Here is a 24,220-nt window from a genome sequence, read left to right as displayed (position 1 = left end):
GGTTTGCCCGCCGATCTTCCAGCCTACTCCTGGCGGGTGGGACAGGAGCGACCGCATTTGTCGGTGGGAGCTGTTAGCTTCCTGGGACATGCGCATCCTGCACACCTCCGACTGGCATCTCGGGCGCTCCTTCCACCGGGAGAGCCTGCTCGCCGGGCAGGCGGCGTTCGTCGACCACCTGGTGGAGACGGTGCGGGCCGAGCGGGTCGACGTGGTGGCGGTCGCGGGCGACGTCTACGACCGGGCGCTGCCGCCGGTGGACGCGGTGGCGCTGCTCGACGACGCGCTCGCGCGGCTGCGCGCGGCCGGGGCCCGGGTGGTGCTGATCAGCGGCAACCACGACTCGGCGCTGCGGCTGCGGTTCGGCTCCGGCCTGTTCGAGGCGGCCGGGGTGCACGTGCGCACCTCGCCCGGCCAGTCGTGGGAGCCGGTGCTGGTCGACGGCGTGGCCTTCTACGGCATCCCCTACCTGGAGCCGGAGCTGGTGCGGGCCGCCTGGGAGCTGCCCGACCGCGGCCACACCGCCGCGATCACGCACGCGATGACGCGCATCAGGGCCGATGCCGTACGGCACCGCGCCTCGGTGGTGCTGTCCCACTGCTTCGTGACCGGAGGGCAGGCGAGCGACAGCGAGCGCGACATCAGCGTGGGCGGGGTGGCGCACGTGCCGCTGTCCGCCTTCGACGGGGTCGACTATGTGGCGCTCGGGCATCTGCACGGGCGCCAGCGCATGTCGGAGACGGTGCGTTATTCGGGCTCGCCGCTGGCCTACTCGTTCTCTGAGGTGGGTCACGTCAAGGGGTCGTGGCTGGTGACGCTGGGGGCGGAGACGGAGTTCGTAGCGGCGCCCGTCCCGCGCCCCGTCGGCCGGCTGCGCGGCGACCTCGACGACCTCCTCACCCAGCCGCGCTACGCCGGCGTCGAGGACCACTGGCTGCACGTCACGCTCACCGACACCGTCCGCCCGAAATCGGCCATGGATCGGCTCCGGGCCCGCTTCCCCCACACCCTCGCCCTCGCCTTCGACCCGGTGGGCGCCCTGCCCGCCGCCGCGCCCGTCCGTGTGCACGGGCGGCCGGAGGCGGAGGTCGCGCTCGACTTCGTCAGGGAGGTGCGCGGCGAGCCTGCCGCACCTGAGGAGGAGAACCTGCTAAGACAGGCCATCGAGGCGTCGAGGGTGAAGGAGACGATGGCGTAGATGCGGCCGCACCGGCTCTCGCTGACGGCGTTCGGATCCTTTCCCGGTTCGGAGACGGTCGACTTCGACGCCCTGGCCGAGGCGGGTCTCTTCCTCGTGCACGGTCCCACGGGCGCGGGCAAGACCACGATCCTCGACGCGCTGTGCTTCGCCCTCTACGGCCAGGTCCCGGGGCAGCGCAACAGCGCCCGCAGCCTGCGCTGCGACCACGCCCCGCCCTCCGTGGGCCCGTCGGTCACCCTGGAGGTGTCGCTGCGGGGTCGCTTATTCCGCATCCAGCGTTCCCCGTCCTGGCACCGCCCCAAGCTGCGCGGGACGGGTTTCACCCAGGAGAACTCCAAGGTCGTCGTCGCGGAGTGGCGCGACTCGGCCTGGCACGGGCTGACCACCCGCCTGGACGAGGCCGGCGACCTGGTGGGCGGGCTGCTCGGCATGAACGCCGACCAGTTCTGCCAGGTGGCCATGCTGCCGCAGGGCGACTTCGCCAAGTTCCTGCGGGCCGATGGCGAAGACCGGGCCAAGCTGCTCGAACGGTTGTTCACGGTCAAGGTCTTCACCCAGGCGGAGTCGTGGCTGGCGGAGCACCGGAAGCTGGCTTGGCGGGAGTCGCAGGAGCTGCGGCAGGAGGTGGACTTCGCGGTCAAACGCGTAGAGGAAGCCGCCGGCCCCACCCTGACCACAACCCTCGCCACCGGCGCCCCGTCCTGTACGAGTGCTGAGGGTGTTGGCGGGCTTTCGCCCGACTCCGATCCCTTGGGTTGGGCGGGGGCGTTGCTGGAGGCGGCGCGGGCCGTTGTGGTGCGGGTGGAGCGGGAACAGGCGGCGGCCGGGGAGGCGGTGCGTGAGGCGCGGGTACGGTTCGAGCGGGCCGCCGCACTGGCCGACCGCCAGCGCCGCCACGCCGAGGCCCTCACCCTGCGCCGCACCCTCGACGAGCGGGCCGACGAACGTGCCGACCTGCAGGCGATCCTCGACGACGCCGCCAGAGCGGACCGCGTTCTCCCGCTCATCACGGCCGCCAGGCAGCGAGCGGAGGCCGCCACCAAGGCCCGCACCCTGGCCGCCGACGCCCTCGCCCGTGCCCGTCCTCTCCTGACCGCGACCTCGCACGAGGATGCCGGTTCGCCGGTGACGGAGCCGGCGGCGTTGGAGCGGCGGCGGCAGGACGAGATCGGGCGCCTGTCCGAGTTGCTCACCGAAGAGGCCCGGCTGTCGGTGGTACGCCGCGACCTGCTGCGGGTGGAGAGCGAGCTGGCCGAGCTGGTCCGCACCGACGAGGCCGTCGCCGCCCGGCTGGCGGTGCTGCCCGGGCTGATCGAGCAGGCCGAGGGGAGGCTGGCCGAGGCGCGGATGGACGCCGCCCGGATTCCGGCCGCCCGGGCCGTCCGCGATGCCGCCGCTCATTTGATCGAGATCGACGGTGAGCTGGCCCGGCTGGCCGTGGAGCTGGACGCGCTGGCGCAGCGTGAGGCCGAGGTGGCCGCGGCCGAGGCCGAGCTGCCCGGACGGATCGCGGACGCCGGAGCGGCGCTGGCCGGCATCCGGGCGGAGGCGGCGGCCATCCCGGCGGCGGCCGCGAGCCTCGACGCGGCCAGGACCGCCCTGGAGGCCACTCACCGGCGCGAGGCCCTGGCCGCCGAGCTGGAGGAGGCCGTCGCCGCTCACCAGGTGCTCGTCGACCACGCCCAGAACCTGCGCGAACGCTGGCTCGACCTGCGCCAGGCCCGCATCGACGGCATGGCGGCCGAGCTGGCCCGCGACCTGACCGACGGACAGCCGTGCGCGGTCTGCGGCTCCGACCACCACCCCCACCCCGCCTCCCCGGCCCCCAGCGCTCCTTCGGCCGACGACGAGCACGAGGCCGAGAACGCCCACGAGGCCGCGCTGGCCGACCGCGAGGCCGCCGAACGCCGGCTCGCCTCACTCGACTCCCGCCACGCCGACGCGGCGGCGGCCACCGCGGGCCTCGACATCGACACGGCGGAGGCGCACGTGCTCCTGGCCGAACAGGAACTGGCCCGCCTGCAGGCGGTGGCCGACCGCGAGCCCGCCCTGGCCGCCGCGCTCGACCGCGTGGAGGCCGAGCGGGAACGGGTCAGAGACCAGGCCAGGGAGATCGCCGAGTCCCTCGTCGCCGACCGCACCCACCACCGGCACCTGGAAGCCGAACGCACCCGCCTGCACGACCGGCTCACCCACACGGCCGACCGGCCCGGCGGCGCGGATCCCGGTACGGACGTCACCGGCGCTCGCATGGACGACCTCCGTTCCGGGCTCGACGGTGCCGGCACAGACGGGGGCAGGGCCCGGACGCACGGCGATGACGACGGCATCGACTTCGGGCTGGATGGGGCGTCGGTGCTGGCCGAGGCCGAGTCGGAGGTGCGGAGATTGGAGGCGTCGGCCGCCGCGGAGCCCGGGCTGGCCGAAGAGGCGGCCGGGCTTGGGCGGGAGCGGCTGGAGCTGGAGGAACGGGGACGCCGGGTGGCCGGGCGGCTGGCGGCGTGCAAGACCAGGCATGAGGAGCTGAGCGGGGACGCCGGGCGGCTCAGTGCGCGGCTGGACGCGGCTCGGGGCGATGACGCGACGCTGACCGACCGCCTGAACAGGCTCAGTGACGAGGCCGAGCTGCTGCGGGAGGCGGTCGAGGCCACGCAGGCGGCGACGGCGGCCCGGGAGGAGCTGGCCAGGGCTCGGCTGGTGGTCGAGGAGGCGGCGGCCGAGGCCGGGTTCGGAGATGTGGCCGAGGCGGAGGCCGCGTACCGGAGTGGGGCCGAGCGGGAGCGGAAGGCGGAGGTGCTGCGGCGGCTGGACGATGAGCACGCCGCCGTCACCGGTGTGCTGGCCGATCCCGAGCTGGTCGCCGCGGCGGCCGAGCCCGTACCCGATCTGGCGGGGATCAGGGGTGAGCGGGACGGGCTGGAGGAGGCGTACACGAGGCTGTCGAGCGAGCGCGACCGGGCGGCGGCCAGGGCGCGGCGGCTGGAGGAGTTGTGCGGCGAGCTGACGGCGCGCATCGAGCGCTGGCGGCCGGCGGCGGAGCGGCACCGGCTGGCCGAGCGGATGGCGGCGCTGGCCAGCGGCACCTCCGGCGACAACCAGTGGAACATGAGCCTGTCGTCGTTCGTGCTGGGCGAGCGGCTGCGGCAGGTGGTGGACGCCGCCAACGAGCGGCTCGACCACATGTCGGGCGGCCGCTACCTGCTACGCCACGACCTGCGGAAGACGGCCGGGTCGCGGGCGAGGGCGGGCGGCGGGCTGGGGCTGCGGGTGGCCGACGGCTGGACCGGCGTCGATCGTGACCCCGCGACGTTGTCCGGTGGCGAGGGGTTCATCACCTCGCTGGCCCTGGCTCTGGGGCTGGCCGACGTCGTCACGGCCGAGGCGGGGGGCGCGGAGCTGGGCACGCTGTTCGTGGACGAGGGGTTCGGCACCCTCGATGAGGACACGCTCGACGGTGTGCTGGACATTCTGGACGGGCTGCGCGACGGCGGGCGGGCCGTGGGCATCGTCAGCCATGTGTCGGAGCTGCGGTCCAGGATCACGGCCCAGCTCAAGGTCACCAAGACGCGCACGGGCTCCACGCTTGCGGCGGTAGGGGTGGGTTGATCCCGGGAGGGTGGCGTTACCCTGGACCGCGCCGAGATCTAACCCGAGGAGTGCCCCATGCGCGTCGTCGTCACCGGAGCCCACGGCAAGGTGGGCAGGGCCGCCGTCAAGGCCCTGGCCGAGGCCGGTCACGAGGTGACCGCCGTCGATCTCACGCGCCCCGTCTGGGAGCGGCCCGAACCGGACGCCCCGCGCTACCAGCAGGCCGACCTGACCGACGCGGGGCAGGCGTTCGCCGTGGTGCACGGGGCCGAGGCGGTGGTGCACGCCGCGGCCCTGCCCGACCCGAGCCAGAACCCGCCGCAGGTGGTGTTCCAGAACAACCTGATGGCGACGTTCAACATGATCGAGGCGGCGGTACGGTTCGGCGTCCCGAGGTTCGTGAACATCTCCAGCGAGACCGTCCCCGGGTTCTTCTTCCCGGAGCGGCCGTTCCTGCCCGACTACGCGCCGGTGGACGAGGAGCACCCGATCCGGCCGCAGGACCCGTACGCGCTGGCCAAGCACTTCGGCGAGCAGCTCATGGACGCCGCGGTGCGCCGTTCGGACATCAGGTGCATCTCGCTGCGGCCGAGCTGGGTGCAGCACGAGGGCAACTACGAGCGCAACCTCGGCCCGCAGGTCCGCGACTCCTCGCTGGTGGGGGCGGGGTTGTGGAGCTACATCGACGTGTACGACCTCGCGGACGCGATCGTCCTGGCCACCGAGTCCGGGCTGCCCGGCCACGAGGTGTTCTACATCGCCTCCCCGGACAACGCGGGCGGGCACGACTTCGCCGAGATGCTGCACCGCTACCACGGCGACCAGATCGAGCTGCGGCCCCTGGCGCGCCAGGACGCCTCCGGCATCTCGTGCGCCAAGGCCCACCGCCTGCTCGGCTGGAACCCGAAGCGGTCGTGGCGCGACTACCTGGACGAGAACGGCCGCACCCGCCAGGGGTGACCCGAGGCGGGCACGGGCCGGGCCGTCAGTCGAGGGCGGCGATCAGGTCGGGGAGGCCGGCGGGGTCGTGGAAGAGGGTGGCGCCGAGGCCGGACAGGCGGTCGACGGACGTCAGGCCGCCGGCGAAGGCCAGGCAGCGCATGCCCGCGCTCACCGCCGCCATCACCCCGAACGGGCTGTCCTCCACCACCACGCACCGCTCGGGCTTGACCCCCATCGTGGCGGCGGCGTGCAGGAACAGGTCGGGTGCGGGCTTGCCCTGGGCCACGTCCTCGGCGCTGAACACGTTTCCGGCGAACCGGTCGGCCAGCCCGGTGTGCTCAAGATTCTGACGAATGGTCCGGTGCCGGCCGTTGGAGGCCACGCAGATCGGGATGGTGAGCCGGTCGAGCGCCGCCGCGATGCCCTCGATGGCGCGCAGCTCGGCCTTGATGGCGGCCCAGTAGTCGGCGTTGAGCTGCTCGCGCCAGCCCGGCGGGGTCGGGCCGACCTGCTCGTCCCAGTATTCGTTGGTGCAGCCGACGAAACGCTCGGCGTACTCCGCCTCGTCGATCGTCCAGCCCAGGCGCCGCAGCGCGGCCGTGCCCACGCGAGTGGAGATGGGCTCGCTGTCCACGAGCACTCCATCGCAGTCGAAAATGACCAGTTCGACAGCCAAACCAGCTTCCCTTTCTCCAAGTAAACACTCACCCGAAACCTAACATCGCGCTGGTGATAGCTTCGTCGTATCGCTTCACAAGACGCTAGTCCGCATAGTGAGACATAGATGACGACATCCCCCCAGGCGGTGGCCCCCAGCCGGTCCCGGGTCGCGGCGGCCAGCCTCATCGGCACCGCGATCGAGTTCTACGACTTCTACATCTACGGCACCGCCGCCGCCCTGGTGCTCAACACCGCGTTCTTCCCCGGCATGGACCCGGTGGCCGGCACGCTGGCGTCGTTCTCGACGTTCGCCGTGGCGTTCATCTCGCGCCCGCTCGGCTCGGCCGTGTTCGGGCACTGGGGCGACCGGATCGGGCGCAAGTCCATGCTGGTCGTGTCGCTGCTGGTGATGGGGCTGTCCACGGTCGCGATCGGGCTGCTGCCCGGCTACGCGGCGATCGGCATGGTCGCGCCCGTGCTGCTGGTGCTGCTGCGCTTCACCCAGGGCATCGGCCTGGGCGGCGAGTGGGGCGGCGCGGCGCTGCTGGCCACCGAGCACGCCCCGCCCGGCAAGCGCGGGCTGTACGCGATGTTCCCGCAGCTCGGCCCGTCCGTCGGGTTCATCGTGGCCAACGGGCTGTTCCTCGTGCTCGGCGAGGCGCTGAGCGACGACCAGTTCGGGAGCTGGGGCTGGCGGGTGCCGTTCGTGGCGAGCCTGCTGCTGGTGCTCGTCGGCCTGTACGTCCGGCTCAAGATCTCCGAGACGCCCGTTTTCCAGGCGGCCATGGACGAGCGCCGCATCGCCAAGGTGCCGTTCGCCGGCCTCATGCGGCACCAGTGGCGGCGGGTGCTCCTCGGGGCCGGCGCCATGACGATCGCGTACACGCTCTTCTATACCGCCACCACCTACTGCCTGGCGTACGGCACCGACACGCTGGAGATCCCGAAGACCACCATGCTGGCGCTGACCATGGTCGGCGTGCTGTTCATGGCGGCGGGCACGGTGGCCTCGGCGATGGTGTCCGACCGGCTGGGCCGGCGGCGCACGCTGATCGCCGGGACGGCCGTCGCCATCGCGTGGGGGCTGGTGATGTTCCCGCTGATGGAGACCCGCTCGACCGTGCTGGTCGCGGTGGCGCTGGCCGGGGCGCTGGGGCTGATGGGGCTGATCTTCGGGCCGATGGGGGCGTACCTGCCGGAGCTGTTCAGGACCGAATACCGCTACAGCGGCGCGTCCGTCGCCTACAGCCTCGGCGGCGTGCTCGGCGGCGCGGTGCCGCCGCTGGTGGCCACCGGCATGCAGGCGAGCGGCCTGGGCGTGCTGGCGGTCGGCGGGTACGTCTCCGCGATGGCGCTCCTCAGCCTGCTCTGCCTGCTGGCCCTGCCGGAAACAGGCGACGAGATTCTCTGAAAAGCCTGTCACGAATGCGTGCGCTGTCCCGTCCTGGTGGTGAACAACCCGAAAGGAGACGGACAGATGAGCAAGCACATCCTGATCGTTGGTGGCGGATATGTCGGCATGTACACCGCCTTGGGGCTGCGGAAGCTGATCCGTTCGGGGGAGGCGACCGTCACCGTGGTGGACCCGCGGGGCTACATGACCTACCAGCCGTTCCTCGCCGAGGCGGCCGGCGGCACGGTGGAGCCGCGGCACGTGGTCGCCTCGCTGGGCCGGGTGCTCAAGGGCGCGCGGGTGCTGACGGGACGGGTCACGGGCGTGGACCACGGCGCGCGGACGGCCGAGTTCCAGCCGGTCCAGGGGCCGGCCAGGACGCTGGCGTACGACATCCTCGTCATGGCGGCCGGTTCGATCACGCGCACGCCGCCCATTCCGGGGCTGGCCGAGCACGCGGTCGGGTTCAAGACCGTCGGTGAGGCCGTGCACCTGCGCAACCACGTCCTGGCCCAGCTCGCCGCGGCCGCCTCGACCGACGACGAGGAGATCCGGCGCAGGGCGCTGACGTTCGTCGTGGTCGGCGGCGGGTTCTCGGGGGTGGAGGCGCTGGCCGAGCTGCAGGGGCTGGCCGACGAGGCGACGCGCTACCACGACGGCATCGAGCCCGCCGACCTGCGCTGGACGCTGGTCGAGGCCACCGACCGCATCCTGCCCGAACTGCACGAGGAACTGGGGCGCTGGACCGTGGACGCGCTGCGCTCGCGCGGCGTGGACGTGCGCTTCGGCGCCCGGCTCGACTCGGCCGAGAACGGCGTGGCCACCCTGTCGGACGGCACCACGCTGGACGCGGGCACGCTGGTGTGGGCGGCGGGCGGGCGGCCGAACCCGCTCGCGGCGGCCAGCGGGCTGCCGGTGGACCGGATCGGGCGGGTCCGGGCCACCGAATACCTGACGGTGGACGGGCTGCCGGACGCCTTCGCCGCCGGTGACGGCGCCGCGGTGCCCGACCTCACGCGGCCGGGCGAGTTCACCGCGCCCAACGCCCAGCACGCGGTACGGCAGGCCAAGCTGCTGGGCCGCAACCTGGTCGCGTACGTGCGGGGGCGGCGGCTCACCGCCTACCGGCACGCCTACCTGGGGTCGGTCGCCGGGCTCGGGCACCACCAGGGCGTGGCCCAGGTGCACCGGCTGCGGCTGACCGGGGTGCTGGGCTGGCTGGCGCACCGGGCGTACCACCTGGCCTGGGTGCCGACCCTCAACCACAAGGCGCGCGTGCTGACCGACTGGACGCTGTCGATGCTGTTCCGCCGCGAAGCCGTGGAGCTGGGCGCGATCGAAAACGCCGGCGAGGACTTCCGCGAGGCCGTGGCCGCGTGAGCACGTTGACACACGTGCTCAACGTGGATCAATATGGCGGCCGATGGACTGGATCGACGCGGCCACCGCCGCCGAACGCCTCGGGGTCAAACCCGCCACCCTGTACGCGTACGTGAGCAGGGGCGTTCTCCAGCGGCGGCACACCGAGGACGGCCGCCGCAGCCTCTTCTCCGCCGAGGAGATCGAACGCCTCGCCCGCCGCGGCCGCCCCCGCAACCGGCCGCCGGAGCTGGTGATCGAGTCCGCCGTCACGGCCCTCGGCGTGGACCGCCCCCACTACCGGGGCGTCGACGCGCTGAGCCTGGCCGGCACGGCCTCCTTCGAGCAGGTCGCCGAATGGCTCTGGACCGGCGTCCCGCACCCCGCACCCGAGCCGTGGCGGTTCGAGCCGGAAGAGGGGCTGCGGGCCGCCGTCGCCGCCCAGCGCGACCTGCCCGCCGACCTCCTGCCGCTGGACCGGCTGCAGGTGATCACCACCGTGCTCGCCGCCTGCGACAACCTGCGCTACCAGCTCGACCCGGCCTCGGTCACCGCCACCGGCCGCCGCCTGATCGCAGGCCTGGTGGACGCCCTACCCCAGCCCGGCGACCCGCCACAAGGCGCCCCTCAGCCCGACACCCCGCAGCCCGGTGGCCTCGGGTCCGACACCCCTCAGTCCGACACCCCTCAGTCCGACACTCCTCGGCCCGGCGTTCCCCGGCTTGGCGCCCCGACGCGCGGTGGCTCGATCGCCGAACGCCTGTGGTCGCGCCTGTGTCCCCGCCCCGCCACCCCGGAACTGCTCGACGCCCTGAGTGCCGCCCTCGTCCTGCTCGCCGATCACGAACTGGCCGCCTCCACCCTGGCCGCCAGGGTCGCCGCCTCCGCCAAGGCCGACCCGTACGCCGTGGTCCTGGCCGGGCTCGGCGTGCTCGGCGGCCCGCTGCACGGCGGTGCGGCGTACGGCGCGGAACGCCTGCTCGCCGAGATCGCCGAACCCGGCCAGGCAGCCCGAGCCGTCTCCGAGCGGATTAGGCGCGGCGAGCGCATCCCCGGCTTCGGCCACAGCGTCTACAAGAACGGCGACGGCCGCGGCGACGCCCTGCTCGACCTGATCAGGAAGGCCGCGCCGGGACACGAGCGGATCGCCGCGGGCGAGGCCGTGCTGTCGGAGATGCGCCGGCGCCGCCTGCCCGACCGCAACATCGACTTCTCGCTGGCCGTCCTCACCGCCGTCGCCGGCATGGTGCCCGGCGCCGGCGAGGCCGTCTTCGCGGTGGCCAGGGTGGCGGGCTGGCTGGCCCACGCCATGGAGGAATACGGCAAGGGCACCCTCCTGCGCCTGCGCGCCTCCTACACGGGCCCACCCGTCCGGTCCACGTAGGCCGGCCGGAGCACCCTCCTGCTCTTGCGCGCCTCCTACACCGGCCCGGCGGTCCGGTCCACGTAGGCGGCCAGTGCCCGCACCCGCTCGGCGTGCTGGTCGTGCCCGACGATCACCGGCGGCTCGTTGTACGGCATAGCGTCCGACGACCGCCGCAGCTTGACGTACTGCCCGCAGGCGTCGATCGCGTACGGCTCCATGTCGTCCTGCAGCGCCCCGATCACCGTGATCCCATACGTCTCCCCGATCCGCCTGAACAGCGCCACCGCCTCCCGCCGGTGCTCCTTGCCCAGGTTGCGGCCGAGCTCGTCGAGCACCAGGCACAGGTGCCCGCCCCCCGACGAGGCGATGGCCGCCGAACACACCAGCTTGACGGCCTTCTCATCCATGAGCGCCGTGTTGGCCCGCCGGTTGTAGGGCACGAACCCCTGCCCCTCACCGCGCCGCCACTTGGGCGTCACCCGCCACTGCCAGCGTTGTTCCGGGTCGGCGGGCGCGGGCGGCACCGGGAACTCCAGCGTCGCCCCGTAACCGCCGTAGGAGGTGTCGAGCTTGTCGAACTCCTCGGCCACCCGTGTGAGCCGCGCCTTGATGGCCGCCGTCAGTGCCGCCCGGTGCACGGCCGTCGACTGCGCCGCCTCCTCCGCGCCCCTGGCCGCCGCCGCCAGGTCACGCTGCCGGGAGACGATCTGCGCCTCGATCTGCCGCCGCTGGTGCCGCTCGTATTCCTCCTGGCCGCGCAGGTAGGACGCCAGCGACCCGCACACCGCCGCGAACGTCGCCTGCTCGCGCGCCGTGCTGCCCTCCCGCTCGCTCAGCAGGAAGCTCAGCTCCTCCGGCAGCTCCGCCTCCTCCTCCGGGAACGTGTCGCGCAACGCCTGGTCGAGATGGCGTTCGGCGATCCGCCACCACTCCTCGGCGGCGCGGGGGCGCTCCTCCTCGGGCAGCGCCTGCAGCCATTCGCGGGCGGTCTCGGCCGTGCCGCCCCAGTCGGCGGCCAGCGCGGGCAGCTTGAGCGCCTCCCGCTCCGAGCCGGCCTTCGTCTCCTGCTCGCGCGCCTGTGTGCGCTCGGTCTCGTGCCGGTGCCGCCGGCCCTCCAGACGCTCGATCTCCATGTCCCTGGTGCGGGCGCGGAAGTCGAGCGCGCCGGTGTGCCGCTCGGCCTCGGCGACCTTGGGGGTCAGCTCCTCGATGGCCGCGTTGAGCTCGCCCAGCCGGGCTCGCCGCGCGACCAGCTTCTCCTCCAGCTCGGCCAGTTGCACCCCCGCCCTGGCCCCTTCCAGCCGCCGCTGCGCCTCCGCGACCGCTTCCTCCCCATCGCGTACGGCCTTCGCCGCCGTCTCCTGTACGTCCCTGGCCCGGTTGAGCCGCTGCTCGGCCGCCTTGATCCGGGCCTCGCGCCCGGTCGCCACCCCGTCGAACGCCCCCACCACGCTCACCCCGGCCGCGCTGACCAGCACGGACCCGGGCAATTCGGCCAGGGCGGCCGCGGCGTCGTCGAGCCGCCCGGCGTCCACGATCACGGCGTGCTCGTTGGGCCACCCCCGCAACTCACCCAGCGCGAGCCCACCCTGGGACAAACCACCCCGCCCAGCACCACCCTGCGTGCCCCCGCCCGAGCCCTTGCCGTAGCGGGCTTTGAGGGCCTCGCCCAGCTCACCGGCGGGCGGAGGCGTGTGGGCGGCGTCGCGGGCCTGTTCGGCGACGTCGAGGGCGTCGAGGAGCCCGGTCGCGCCGATGCCGGCCGCCGCCAGCGCATTGAGCTGCGCCGCCGCCGGACCCCCCTCGGCGTCGTCGAGGGCGGCCTGGGCCGAGGACACCTCCCGATCGGCCACCCCGAGCGCCTTGAGCGACTCGTTGAGCCGCAGCCGCACCTCGCCCAGCTCCCGCTGCGCCGTGGGCACGTCGCGTCCGTCGGCGAACCGGCGGGTCTCCTCCAGCGCCGGGACCAGGCCGCGCAGCTCGTCGGCGGAGTTTTCGGCCACGGCGCGGTCGGCGTCGAGCTTGGCCGCCCGCGCCTGCAGCGCCGCCAGCTCCTTGCGGGCCTGGGAGACCTGCCGGTCGAGCGTGTCCTCCCGCAGCGTGGCGATCTCCGCCTTGACCATGGCGATGGCCTCGGCCGCCGCCTCGCCCGCCGCGCGGTGCCGCTCCAGGTCGGCGGCCAGCGACTCGTCCTTGCCCGCCGCGTCGGCCACCTTGCGCGCCTGCCGCCCGCGCCAGCAGCGCAGCGCGTCCGCGAGCCGGATCCGGGCCTGGTCTCTGCGGTCGAACGTGGTCAGCAGCGCCTTCGACTCCGACTCGAACTCGGCCAGCCGGTCGCTCGCCTGCGCCGCGCGTACGCGCTTGGCGTGCTCGTCGCGGCGGGCCTCGCGCTCCTGCTCCAGCTCGGCGTCCAGGCCGGTGAGGGCGGCGATGGCCTCGAAGACGCGCTCGGGGGAGATCTCGTTGAGCGGCTGCGACAGCAGGTTGGTGGCGACCTTGCTGCGCACGGACGTGGACAGGAACGACACGCACCTGACCCGGTCGCCGTAGAGCACCTTGGTCAGGTCGCGCGCCACCACGTCGCGCCGGCCGGCCGATCGGGGCAGCGAGGCCCAGATGTCGTCGGCCCGCGCCACCCGCTCGGCCTCGGACGGCGAGGCCGCCAGATGCACGCCCTCCCGCCAGCGGACCTCCAGGTGCGGCGCCTCCTGGTTGACCTTGAGCCACACGGTGACGGCCCCACCGGAGGTGTCGGGCACCTCGAACAGCTCCCCGCCCTCGGGCGAAGGATCTTCAGCGGGAACGTCAGGCGCGGGAGCGTCGAACCCCTCCATACCGGGCGGCCCGAACACCCCCACGATGTAGCCGTGATCGGCACTCGCCCACTGCCGAGCGCCCGCCCCACTGGCCAGCTCGGCGTTGAACAGCAGCTCCGACACCGCCTTGGCGCCCGAGGCGAAGCGCCACTGCTCATCGCCGAGCAGCGCGGTGATCGAGGCGATGAACGAGGACTTGCCCGCCCCGTTGGAGTCCTTGGGCCCGGCGCCGGCCACGACGATGAGCGTGCCGGGGACCGTGGGCACCGGATGGGTCGAGAGCCGTGAGATGTTGACCGCCTGCACGGCGATCAGCACCCGGTCTCCGACGACGTTCTCCATCTGTGACACCTGTGCCCCCGTAGCCCTTCCGTCAAGTCGGTTCATTTGGCCGATCTCCGCGCCAGCACGGCGGCCGCCAGCGGCGTGTTCGGCCCCGCCGCCAGGATCAGCTCCTCCTGCAGCCGCCGCCGCGCCCCCGGGGTGAGCCGGTGGAACTGCGGCCCCGGCACGTAGCCGCCCGCCTCCTCGCCCGCCTTCACCTGGCTGAGCAGGCCCGCGTGCCGCAACGTCCTGAACGCCGCCTCCAGCTCGCCGATCGGCAACTGCGTGTGGCGGCGCAGCTCGTCGACCGGCGTGGGATGCGGCGACAGCCACGAGTCCTCGGGCAGCAGCCCCTCGGCGCGCGGGATCGCCACGGAGTGCACCAGCACGAGCGTCAGCACCGCCCGCTCGCTCACCCCGAGCCGCCCGCCCGCCTCCATCGCGCCGAGGGCGGCGGCCGGGCCGTCGCCGTAGCCGGAGGTCCAGCGCTCCCGCTGCTGGATCAGCGTCCGGCCGCGCCTGGCCAGCATCTCGCCCAGCGTGTGGCGCAGCGCCGGGTCGCGCAGGGCGGCGAAGCGCACCTCAGGCACCGGCTCGGCGGCCTGCTCGACCACCATGAACGCCGCCACCAGCTCCGCCCGCCGCCGCTCGTCGTAGCCGCCCAGCAGATCGTCGAACTCGGCGGAGTCCCCCTCCGCCCGGCCGCCCAGCCCGTCGGGCACCTCCTGGACGCTCGTCTCCGGGCGGGCGGCGGCGACGATGTCGGCGTCGCCGACCACCGTCAGCTCGGGCCGCTCGGGCTCGGGCAGGCGGCGCACCAGCTCCTGCAACTGCGCGTGCGACTCCACCGGCCACAGAGCGCAGCGCGGGCCCAGATGGACGACGCCGTCGTCGAGCACGATCCACGCGGAGTCGTGCAGGCGGCGCAGCGCGCCCCTGGCCCAGTTGCGCATCAGGTCGTCGGTGCGGCCGATCAGCGCCCGGTAGGTGTCGAGCACCAGCTCCATCGGAGCCGGATCCCCGGGCCACGGATCCACCGACAGGTCGGTCCAGCAGCACTTGAGCACCGCCGCCAGCACCCGCCGGGTCTCCCCGGCCCGCTCTACGGACACGGGCGCCACCTGGTATTCCTCCAGCAGCGACGGCGTCACCCCGTCGGGCCACACCGGCAGCGCCTCGCCAGTGGAGTCGGGCCGCGTCAGGCGCACCATCCCGGCCGGCGCCGCCACCCCGGCGCCCAGCCTCAGCGGCCCGCCGGCGCGCGCCTGAGCATGGGCGATGGCGCCCTCGGCCGCTCGCGTGTGGTCGGACATCAGGTGCGCTCCAGGTAGCCGTGGGAGAGCCAGGCGGGCTCGCGGGCCGGATCGATCGTCAGCTCATCGGACCAGGTCAGCCGGTAGGGCAGCTCAGGGCGCAGGTCAACGGTCGTCAGGTCGGCGAGCACCCGGCGGGCCGAGGGCCAGTCGTCGTCGAGCACGTCGGTCAGCGCCACCCGGTCGGCCGCCCCCAGCAGCGACTCGGCCACCTCGACGAGCCGAGCCATCGCCGCGCTCGGTGAGGAGTCGAGCGAGGAGCCGGGCCCGTCGTCGGGCAGGTTGGAGCGCGGGGGAGTGGGCTGGGCGGGCGCGGGGCGCGGGGCCTCGTCGACCGCGCGCGCGATGGCGGCCGGATCGTGCCACGGCGCGGGCGCGTCGAACACGAACCCGTCGAGCACCGCCGCCAGCCGCTCCTTGGAGGCCGTCTGCGCGAACGTGCGCCACGTCTCCGTCGGCAGCAGCGTCAGGTTGCGCGTGGTGCCCGCCGAGTCGGCGAGGCGCCCGGCGGCGCGGCGGGAGGCGTCGCTGTAGGCGTAGATGGCCGCCCGCAGGTCGGTGCACGTGCGGTCGAGCTCCGGCCAGCGGGTCAGGATCGTGCCGTGCAGCCCCTGCGCCCGCCGCGCGATCTCCTCGGTGCCCCACAGCTTGGGCGCCTGCTCGCGCAGCTCCTCGATCGTGCCGGTGGTGAGCGTGATCAGCTCCAGCGCCCACAGCCGGAACGCCCGCGCCAGGTTGAGCGCGCTCAGCCTGGCCTCCTCCATCGTGGTGCGCGGGTCGGCGACGTTGAGGTCTTCGAGGGCCAGCAGCCGGTGCATCTCCGACTGCCCGCCGTCGTCCATCATCCGCCGGATGAACATCAGCCCCACGACGCTGGTGAACGAGGCGCGGTAGCGGAGCTGGTTGGGCTTGGGGAACACCTCGCGGATCGCGCCGAGCCCCTTGAGCACCCGCAGCCGGTTGTCGAACTGGTCCGCGGGGTAGGCCCGGCAGGCGAAGCGCATCTGCTCGTGGGTCAGCCACTCCTCGCCCGCCTCCGCGAACGCCGCGAACAGCGTCTCGGCGATGTCGACCAGGGCCGGGTCGTCGACCACCGCCCCGCTGTCGCGGGCCAGCGCGGCGAACATGCGGCGATAGGTCGACAGGACCGCCTCGTCGGTGAGGACGGCGTCGAGGGTCAGGGGCTGATCGGACACGCGCTCTAAGGTACGGCTTCACACCGACACTCTTGGCACCCGCGCACCAACCGTTCCATGACTACCAGCCAGTACGCGCTCACAGGCGCTAAGGTGATGCCCGATAAACGGGGGCAAAACGCTCGGTAATCGTACGTACGGGGTGAGTGACGGGTGCGGGTGCTCCGAGGCGATCGAGGCACGGCCGTGATCGCCGGTGTGGTGGCCACGATACTGGTAGCGGCGGCGGCGTGGTACGGCGTGGGCGTGTCCAGCGCCAACCCCAAGCTGGCCGACGTCGGCGCCTGGCTGTGGACCAAGACCAGCGGCAAGGTCGTCCACGTCAACGGCCTGTCGGGCGAGGTCGACGGCTACCTCAACGACAAGGCGGGACGCAAGCTGCGCGTCGTGCAGGACGGCGGCACCGTGCTGCTCGTCGACGACCGCAACGGCTTCGTCAGCCGCGTCGAGCCGAGCCAGCTCAGCGTCGCCCAGAGCCGCGACCTCGGCGCGGCCGGGCTGCAGCTCGCCGTGTCCGGCGGCGCCGCGTACGCGGTCGACCCCGCCAAGGGCAGCGTCCAGCAGATCGACCCGGCCACGCTCAACTCCGTCGGCGCCCCGATCACCCTGCCGGGCCCGCTCGGCGCCGCCCGCATCGACGGCGGCCGCCGCCTCTGGGTGCCGGTGACCGCCAAGGGCGAGGTCGTGCCCGTGGTGGACGGCGCCGCGGCGGCCCCGGTCAAGGTCGGCGAGCCGGGCGAGGAGCTGTCGATCACGATCGCCGGCGGCCTGCCCGTCGTGGTCAACAGCCGGGCCGCCACCGCCACGATCATCGGCGCGGACGGCGGCGTCGGCGAGATCACGCTGCCCAAGGGCGTGGCCCAGGCCGCGAAGGGCGGCGCGCTCACCCCGGCCGCCACCGAGGGCGCGCTGGTGCCGATCCTGACGCCCGGGGACTCCGGGCTGCTCGTGGTGATCGACACCGGCTCCAACTCCGTGCTCAGCACCAGGTTCGACGGCCAGGACCCGGCCGACCTCGGGGTGCCGCAGGTGCTCGGCTCCAAGGTGTACGTGCCCGACCAGGGCAGCGGCTCGCTCATCGTCTGGGACAGCGCGGCCGGCGGCCGGCCCACCACGCTGCGGGTGGCCGAAGGTCCCGGCCCGGTCGACGTGTTCGTCAAGGACGGCCTGCTCTGGGCCAACGACGAGAACGGCGACAAGGCCGTCGTCATCGACCCCGAGGGCCGCAAGCACGACATCGACAAGGGCGACTCCGACGTACCGGGGCCGTCCAGCACGCCCAAGCCCAAGCAGACGCCCAGCTCCGAGCCCACCCGCAGCGAGACCGTGCCCGACCCGGACCCGGTCGAGACGAGCGCCCCGCCGGCGTCGCCCACGCGGACGCGGGAGGCCGAGCCCACCAGGAAGCCGACGCGCACCCCGACGCGGACGCCGACCGCGACCCCCACCCCCACGCCCACGCCGTCGGCCACCGCGCCCGGCGCGCCCGGCGCCGTCACGGCCCGCTCGGGGCCCGGCAAGGTGACGGTGACGTTCGGGCCGTCCACCGGCGGCAAGGTCGAGCGGTACACGCTGAAGACGACCGGCGGTGGCCAGTCGGTGCCGGAGTCGGTGCCGGCGGACGGGCCGTTCCAGTTCGAGTTCACGGGCGGGAACTGCGCGAACGAGTACACGTTCGTGGTGGTCGCGCACTGGTCGGGCGGCGAGGTCGAGTCGCAGCCGAGCGCCGGTGCCAAGCCGTGCGTGGCGCCGGGTTCGCCCACCGGTTTCCAGGCCAAGCCCAAGAACCGGGGCGCCGAGCTGACCTGGACCGGCCCCGAGGCCGCCGACGACACCACGTACGAGCTGACCGGCGCGGCCACGAACAACACGATCCGCGGCAACTCCTACACCGTGGACGGCCTGAAGAACAACCAGAAGCACACCTTCAGGCTCAAGGCCAAGAACTCGGCGGGCGAGAGCCCGGAGGCGGCCACGACCGAGGTGGACCTGGCCTATCCGCGCCAGCAGTACAAGAACAAGAACAACGACCAGACCAACACGCTGATCCGGCCGACCCCGGCCAAGAACGGCGACGACAAGGTCGGCACGATCCCGAAGGGCCAGTACATCACCGTGACCGTGATCTGCCAGGTCAAGGGGCAGGTCGTGAACGAGTCACAGGACGGCAGCACCAGCGACATTTGGAACAAAGTTGAAACGCAATACGGAAACGGATGGCTCAGCGACACTCTGGTAGCGACTCCGGGCGGGGGCTTCCCGGAGGCACCGCTCTTCGAGTGCACCGACTGAGAAGGGGACTCAGTTGAACCAGTACAACTACCAGGACCAGTTCGAGCAGACGTACCAGGCACAGCCGCAGCAACCACCGCAGCAGCCGCAGCAGCTCGCCGGCCAGTTCGCGCAGCGTTTCCAACTGCTGGCCGGCAACATCGAGCGCATCATCCGCGGCAAGCACGACGCCATCGAACTGGCCCTGATCTGCCTGTTCTCCGAGGGTCACCTGCTCGTCGAGGATGTGCCCGGCACCGGCAAGACCACGCTCGCCCGCTCGCTCGCGGCCAGCGTGGACGCCGAGTGGCGGCGCATCCAGTTCACCCCGGACCTGCTGCCCAGCGACATCACCGGCGTGTCGATCTTCAACCAGGCGCACCAGAAGTTCGAGTTCCACCAGGGGCCGGTGTTCGCCAACATCGTGCTCGCCGACGAGATCAACCGCGCCTCCCCGAAGACGCAGGCCGCGCTGCTGGAGGTCATGGAGGAGCGCCGGGTCACCGTGGACGCCGAGCCGCATCCGGTGCCCAGGCCGTTCCTGGTGGTGGCCACGCAGAACCCGGTGGACATGGACGGCACGTACCCGCTGCCCGAGGCCCAGCTCGACCGGTTCCTGATGAAGATCTCCGTCGGCTATCCGGACCACGCGTCCGAGGTCGAGGTGCTCAAGGGCATGCCGACGGGGCCGCAGGTCGAGCGGCTGCCGGTGGTGGCGCGGGCGTCGGACGTGGCGGGGATGATCGACTTCGCCTCGCGCATCCACGTGGCCGACCCGGTCTACGACTACATCGTGGCGCTGTGCGGCGCCACCCGGACCAGCCCGCACCTGCGGCTCGGGGCCAGCCCGCGCGGCAGCCTCGCCCTGCTGCGGGCGGCGCGGGTCAAGGCCGCCGCCGCCGGGCGGCACTTCGTGGTGCCCGAGGACGTCAAGGCGCTGGCCGTACCGGTGCTGGCGCACCGCCTGATCCTCACGCCGGAGGCGGAGCTGCGCGAGGTCACCGCGGCGGTGGCGCTCGGCGAGATCCTCGCCGGGATGCCGGTGCCACAGGCGGCCTGAGGTGGTGCCGCTGACCCGGCTCGGGTGGGGGACCCTCGTCGGATCCGTGGTCCTGTACGCCGCCGGGTTCGTCCTCGGCTATCCCGAGCCCGTCGTGCTCGCGACCGGCGGCCTGCTCGCGGTGGCCGCCGCGCTGGCCTGGACCGCTCCCAGCCCCAAACTGGAGGTACGCCGCGAGGTCACGCCGCTCAAGGTGCCGCGCGGTGACGCCGCCGTGGCCGTGCTCAACGTCGTCAACCTGGGCCGCCGCGGCCTGTCGGGCCTGCGCGCCCAGGACCGGATCGGCGACTCCGAGCACACGATCGACCTGCCCAGGCTGCCCAAGGGGGCGGCGCGGACGGTGTCGTACCCGCTGCCGACCGACGTGCGCGGCGACATCCCGGTGGGGCCGCTGCTGCTGGTGCGCGCCGACCCGTTCGGGCTCACGCGCCGCGTCCGCGAGTACGGCGCTCCCGCCACCCTCCTCGTACGCCCCCGCACCGTCCCGCTCGCCGTCGTCCCGTCCGGCAAGGCCCACCACCTGGAGGGCCCGGTCAGCGACAACGCCCCCAGCGGCACGGTCACCTTCCACACCCTGCGCGAGTACGTCGTCGGCGACGACCTGCGCCACGTCCACTGGCGATCGAGCGCCCGCACAGGAACGCTGATGGTCCGCCAGCTCATCGACGCCAGCCTGCCCACCACGACGGTGGTCCTCGACACGCGCGGCCTGACCGAGCCGGCCGTGGACGCGGCCGCGTCGGCCGCCGTCGCCGCCGCCCAGGCCGGCTTCCCGATCCGCGTCCTCACCGGCGACGGCCCTCTGCCGGACCGCAAAATGGACGCCGAGACCGTCCTGGACCGGCTCGCCCTGGTACGGCCCGGCACGGCGGGGGTCGCGGAGGCGATGCGCCTGGCCAGGGGCGGCGGCTCCCTCGTCCTGGTGACCGCCGACCCCGCCGAGGCGGCCCGCGCCACCGGCGTGCGCCGCCGTTTCGACCGTGTCATCTGCGTCTACGTCGGCCCCGGCCAGGTCAGCGCCCCCGGCGTCAAGATCGTCCCGATGGCGTCCCTGGACGCGCTGCCGTTCCTGTGGGGCTCGCGATGAGCGTCTTGTGGCGGCGGCTCGCCGGGCCGGCGATCGTCGCCGGGGTCGCGGGGGTGGCCGGGTGGGGCTTCCATCGGGTCTTCCCCGGGACGGAACTGCTGGTGGCCGTGGTGCCCGCCGCCGTCGCCCCCGCCGTCGTGGCCGCGCTCACCTGGCGGCGCCCCCTCTGGCTGGCCCTCGCGCTCGACCTCGTCCTGTGGTTCGCCGGCGCCGTCCTGCTCTACCGGGGGTTCGAGCCGGCCCTGTTCGCCGACGTGGCCAACGCCTGGCAGGCGCTGCTCACCACCCTGCTGCCCGCCCGGCCCGAGCCCGAGCTGCTGATCCTCGTCCACACGCTCGTCTGGGCCGCCGCCACCATCGGCGCCGAGACCCTGGCCCGCACCAGGACCAGGATCGCCGCCACCGTGCCCGCCCTCCTCGTGTTCGGGGTCGCGCTCCTGCTCGGCGTGGACGGCGCGGGCTCGAACCTGCCGGTCGTGGGGGCGCTCTTCGTGCTGCTGGCCGCGCTCGCGCTGCTCCGCGACGACCGGCCGCCGCTCTGGCTGCTCGCGGGGCTGCCCGCGGCCGCCGCACTGGCCGCGCTGGCGCTGGTCGCGGGGCCGCTGCTGCCGATCGCCGCGCAGCCGTACAATCCGCGTGACGACGCCGACCTGCCGCCGCCCGTGCGCGTCGACAGCGTCAGCCCGCTCGATCGCGTCTCGGCCTGGCTGCAGATCCCCGACCGAGAGCTTTTCGCCGTCAAGGCGGGCAAACCGCTCAACTGGCGGCTGGCCGTGCTCGACCGGTACGACGGTGTGCGCTGGACCTCCGGCGCCCGCTTCCAGCCCACCGGCGGCCGCGTGCCCGAAGGTGAGTGGACGGGCGCGGGCGAGGTCGTCCGGCAGTGGGTGACGTTCGACGGCCTGCCCGGCACCTGGCTGCCCGCCGCCGAACGCCCACAGGAGGTCACCGGCGTGCGCGGCCTCGCGGTCGACCCCGACAGCGGCGCGCTGCTGGCCGCCGACAAACCGGCCAAGGGGTTCCGCTACGAGGTGGCCTCGCGGGTGGCCAAGCCCACCAAACAGGACCTGCTGGACGCCGATCCCGTACGCGACCCGGCCCTGACCGCCTTCCCCGAAGGCCCGCAGCTACAGTTGTTCCGCCGGCTCGCCCAGCAGGCCACCAAGGGCGCCGACGCGCCGATCAAGCAGGCGTACCGCCTCCAGAACTACCTGCGCACCAACGCGAGCTACGACGTCACCGCGCCGCCCGGCCACTCGCTCAAGGGGCTGGAGTTCTTCCTGCGGACCACGCACCGGGGGACGTCGGAGCAGTTCGCGGCCACGTTCGCGCTCATGGCCAGGACACTCGGGCTGCCGTCGCGGGTCGTCGTCGGGTTCCGGCCGGGGGAGGCGTCCGGCGGAGTCTACCACGTGAAGTCGGGCCACGTGATGGCGTGGGCGGAGATCAAGTTCGATGGGCTCGGCTGGCGGCCGTTCTACCCCACACCGGGCCGCAGCGGCGCCAAGGACGACCACGAGGTCGTGTCGTCGGCGATCGAGGAGAGCGAGAAGCTGGAGGGCGAATTCGCCCAGGGCGGGAGCGACCGGCCCAAGGACTCCCAGCCGCAGCCCAGCGGCAAGGGGCCCGAGGAGCCGGCGGGCGGGCCGTCGCCGTGGCTGCTCGCGGCGGTGGCGGGCGGGGTGGCGCTGGTGGCGTACGCGGGCGTGGTCGTCGCGCTGCCGTGGTGGCGACGGCGCAGGCGCCGCTCGGCTCAGGGCGCCGGGCAGCGGGTGCTCGGCGCGTGGCATCAGACGTGCGACGACCTGGGGCTGAAGGGGGAGAACGCGCTGACGGCCGCGGACGTGGTGTCCCGCCATCCGGGCGACATTTCAGCCCATCTCCAGCCGTTGGCCGAAATTTCAAACTTCGTCCGGTACGCCCCCGAAACCGTCACCGAGGCCGCCGCCACCACCGCCTGGCAGTACAACGACGCCATCCGCCGAGCCGTACGCGCCCGAACCCCGTTCACCACCCGCCTGCGCAACCGCCTCCTGCTGCGATGATCTCCTCTGTGCGCAGCGTCGAGGCCCAGCTCCTGCACCGCCCGCCCGGCCTGGGGGCGGGCGAGATCGTCCGGCGGCTGACCGCCATGCAGGCCCAGGACATACCCTCCGCGCTGCTGGCCTTCCGCGCCCGCTCGGCGACCCTCACCAGGGCCGCCGTCGAGGACTCCTGGCACGCCCGCGAGATCGTCAGGACGTGGGGCCCGCGCGGCGCCCTGCACTTCGTCCACGCCGACGACCTCCCCTGGATGCACACGCTCACCAGCAGCGCCACCACCGCCCTGCGCCGCCTCGGCGAGGAGGGCGTCACCGGCGACGACCTGCTCGCGCTGATCGCCGGCGCCCTCGAAGGCCAGGGCCCGCTCACCAAGGCCGACCTGGAAGAACGCCTCGCAGGACGGGCGCGCGGCCAGGGCGTGGTGCATCTGGTGGCGCTGGCCGCCCATCACGGCCTGGCCGTCCTGGGCCCGCCACGCGCCGGCAAACCCACGTACGTGCACACGGCCGACTGGCTCGGCGCCCCGATCGTCCCCGAGCCCGACCGCGAGCGCGCGCTGCGCGAGCTGGCCACCCGCTACCGCGCCGCCCACCACCCGGCCGCCCCCGAGGACCTGGCCGCCTGGTCCGGCCTGGCGCTCGGCGAGTCCCGCACGGCCTGGGCCCTGAGCAGCGCTCAGCCTCCGCCGCCCCAAGAGGCCCCCGTGGTACGCCTCGCGCCCGCCTTCGACGAATACCTGATGGGCTGGCGCAGCAGAGACCCGATCCTGCCCGCCGAACACGCCAGGAAGGTGTTCCCCGGCGGCGGCATCCTGCGCCCGGTCGTCCTCGTGGACGGCACGATCAAGGGCACCTGGGGGAGAAAAGGCGCGAACGTCACCGTCCAGCCGTTCGGCGAGCTGCCCGAGGGCCTGCTCGACGACGAGATCGCGGACATTCGCAGATTTCTGTGAAAGCAAACCGGTGCATCGGGTGATAACAGATGACAGCTGATCCACCGGGAAGGTTGCACATGACGGGGGAGACCATCGCGGTGCCCTGGGCCGCCCGCGCGCCCGCGGAGGTCGCGGTCAGGGCGCTGGACGACGCCGACGAGTTCGCCGAGGTCTTCGACGCGCACTTCGGCGAGATCCATACCTATGTCGCCCAGCGGCTCGGCCCCGACCACGCCGAGGACATCGTCGCCGAGACGTTCCTCACCGCGTTCCGCAAGCGCGCCCAGTACGACCCTTCCCGCGCGGGGGTGCGGGCCTGGCTGTACGGGATCGCCACCAACCTCATCGGCAAACAGCGCCGCCTCGAAGCCCGCACCCTGCGCGCGCTCGCCCGCTGCGCCCCCGACACCGACGCCCCCGGGCACGAGGAGTCGGTGGCCGTCCGGGTGAGCGCCCAGAGCCTGCGTCCCGAACTGGCCGCCGCCCTGGCCGGGCTCGACCGGCGCGACCGCGACGTGCTGCTCCTGGTCGCACTGGCCGGGCTCAGTCACGAGGAGATCGCCACCGCGCTCGGCATCCCGTACGGCACTGTCGGCTCCCGGCTCAGCCGGGCCAGGAAGAAACTGCGCGCCCGGCTCGGGGAAGGAGCCGTCCGTGGATGACCTGC

Annotated in this window: 16 protein-coding genes; 12 read left to right on the top strand and 4 right to left on the bottom strand. The window is 73.5% G+C overall.

The window, feature by feature from the left end; all coding sequences use genetic code 11:
* Positions 1–88: 88 nt before the first annotated feature.
* The 3 genes from C4V41_RS08035 to C4V41_RS08025 are packed head-to-tail and all read left to right on the top strand — an operon-like array spanning position 89 to position 5,749.
* Entirely contained in the window at positions 89–1,198 is a 1,110-nt protein-coding gene (locus C4V41_RS08035) for an exonuclease SbcCD subunit D (RefSeq protein ID WP_103955121.1), read from the top strand.
* On the top strand, positions 1,199–4,807 hold the full coding sequence (locus C4V41_RS08030; protein WP_103955120.1) for an AAA family ATPase: 3,609 nt from the start codon (positions 1,199–1,201) through the stop codon (positions 4,805–4,807).
* A gap of 57 nt (positions 4,808–4,864) precedes the next feature.
* Positions 4,865–5,749: an NAD-dependent epimerase/dehydratase family protein gene (locus C4V41_RS08025; protein WP_103955119.1), complete on the top strand. Its 885-nt coding sequence runs from the start codon at positions 4,865–4,867 to the stop codon at positions 5,747–5,749.
* A 25-nt stretch (positions 5,750–5,774) separates the two neighbouring features.
* On the opposite strand, the gene C4V41_RS08020 is transcribed toward C4V41_RS08025, so the two are convergent.
* The gene (locus tag C4V41_RS08020; RefSeq protein ID WP_103955118.1) at positions 5,775–6,407 is read right to left on the bottom strand and encodes an HAD family hydrolase; all 633 of its coding nucleotides are present in this window, start codon (positions 6,405–6,407) and stop codon (positions 5,775–5,777) included.
* A 108-nt stretch (positions 6,408–6,515) separates the two neighbouring features.
* On the opposite strand from C4V41_RS08020, the gene C4V41_RS08015 reads away from it, so the two are divergent.
* From C4V41_RS08015 to C4V41_RS08005, 3 genes are all read left to right on the top strand, one after another.
* Positions 6,516–7,802 carry an MFS transporter gene (locus C4V41_RS08015; protein WP_103955117.1) on the top strand — a complete coding sequence of 429 codons (1,287 nt, stop codon included), beginning with the start codon at positions 6,516–6,518 and terminating at the stop codon, positions 7,800–7,802.
* A 66-nt stretch (positions 7,803–7,868) separates the two neighbouring features.
* Positions 7,869–9,164 (top strand): NAD(P)/FAD-dependent oxidoreductase, encoded by a 1,296-nt coding sequence (locus C4V41_RS08010; RefSeq protein WP_103955116.1) that lies wholly within the window; start codon positions 7,869–7,871, stop codon positions 9,162–9,164.
* Between the two features lie 43 nt (positions 9,165–9,207).
* Entirely contained in the window at positions 9,208–10,527 is a 1,320-nt protein-coding gene (locus C4V41_RS08005) for a citrate/2-methylcitrate synthase (protein WP_103955115.1), read from the top strand.
* 35 nt (positions 10,528–10,562) lie between these two features.
* On the opposite strand, the gene C4V41_RS08000 is transcribed toward C4V41_RS08005, so the two are convergent.
* Genes C4V41_RS08000 through C4V41_RS07985 form a run of 3 tightly spaced genes read right to left on the bottom strand, consistent with a single transcriptional unit; the run spans position 10,563 to position 16,158 of the window.
* On the bottom strand, positions 10,563–13,667 hold the full coding sequence (locus C4V41_RS08000) for a coiled-coil domain-containing protein (RefSeq protein WP_235029969.1): 3,105 nt from the start codon (positions 13,665–13,667) through the stop codon (positions 10,563–10,565).
* A gap of 41 nt (positions 13,668–13,708) precedes the next feature.
* A complete protein-coding gene (locus C4V41_RS64080) occupies positions 13,709–14,962 on the bottom strand; it encodes a hypothetical protein (RefSeq protein ID WP_235029968.1) in 1,254 nt (417 codons plus the stop codon).
* Positions 14,962–16,158: a hypothetical protein gene (locus C4V41_RS07985; RefSeq protein ID WP_103955113.1), complete on the bottom strand. Its 1,197-nt coding sequence runs from the start codon at positions 16,156–16,158 to the stop codon at positions 14,962–14,964. Before C4V41_RS07985 ends, C4V41_RS64080 begins: the two co-directional genes overlap by 1 nt.
* Positions 16,159–16,311: 153 nt before the next feature.
* Between C4V41_RS07985 and C4V41_RS07980 the strand changes: the two genes are divergently transcribed.
* From C4V41_RS07980 to C4V41_RS07955, 6 genes are read left to right on the top strand one after another with little or no spacing between them, the layout of a single operon-like run.
* Positions 16,312–18,450, top strand: a complete 2,139-nt coding sequence (locus tag C4V41_RS07980) for a fibronectin type III domain-containing protein (RefSeq protein ID WP_146103586.1) — start codon at positions 16,312–16,314, stop codon at positions 18,448–18,450.
* Between the two features lie 13 nt (positions 18,451–18,463).
* Complete coding sequence (locus C4V41_RS07975; RefSeq protein WP_235029967.1) at positions 18,464–19,489, top strand: AAA family ATPase; 1,026 nt, start codon at positions 18,464–18,466, stop codon at positions 19,487–19,489.
* Position 19,490: 1 nt separating this feature from the next.
* Entirely contained in the window at positions 19,491–20,576 is a 1,086-nt protein-coding gene (locus C4V41_RS07970) for a DUF58 domain-containing protein (RefSeq protein WP_103955111.1), read from the top strand.
* On the top strand, positions 20,573–22,621 hold the full coding sequence (locus C4V41_RS07965; protein WP_146103585.1) for a DUF3488 and transglutaminase-like domain-containing protein: 2,049 nt from the start codon (positions 20,573–20,575) through the stop codon (positions 22,619–22,621). Before C4V41_RS07970 ends, C4V41_RS07965 begins: the two co-directional genes overlap by 4 nt.
* An 8-nt stretch (positions 22,622–22,629) precedes the next feature.
* Positions 22,630–23,571, top strand: a complete 942-nt coding sequence (locus C4V41_RS07960; protein WP_160150215.1) for a winged helix DNA-binding domain-containing protein — start codon at positions 22,630–22,632, stop codon at positions 23,569–23,571.
* 59 nt (positions 23,572–23,630) lie between these two features.
* The gene (locus tag C4V41_RS07955) at positions 23,631–24,215 is read left to right on the top strand and encodes an RNA polymerase sigma factor (protein WP_103955108.1); all 585 of its coding nucleotides are present in this window, start codon (positions 23,631–23,633) and stop codon (positions 24,213–24,215) included.
* Positions 24,216–24,220: the final 5 nt, after the last annotated feature.

This window comes from Nonomuraea solani, from assembly GCF_900108335.1.
GTDB lineage: Bacteria > Actinomycetota > Actinomycetes > Streptosporangiales > Streptosporangiaceae > Nonomuraea > Nonomuraea solani.
This window is presented reverse-complemented; position numbering and strand designations above follow the sequence as displayed.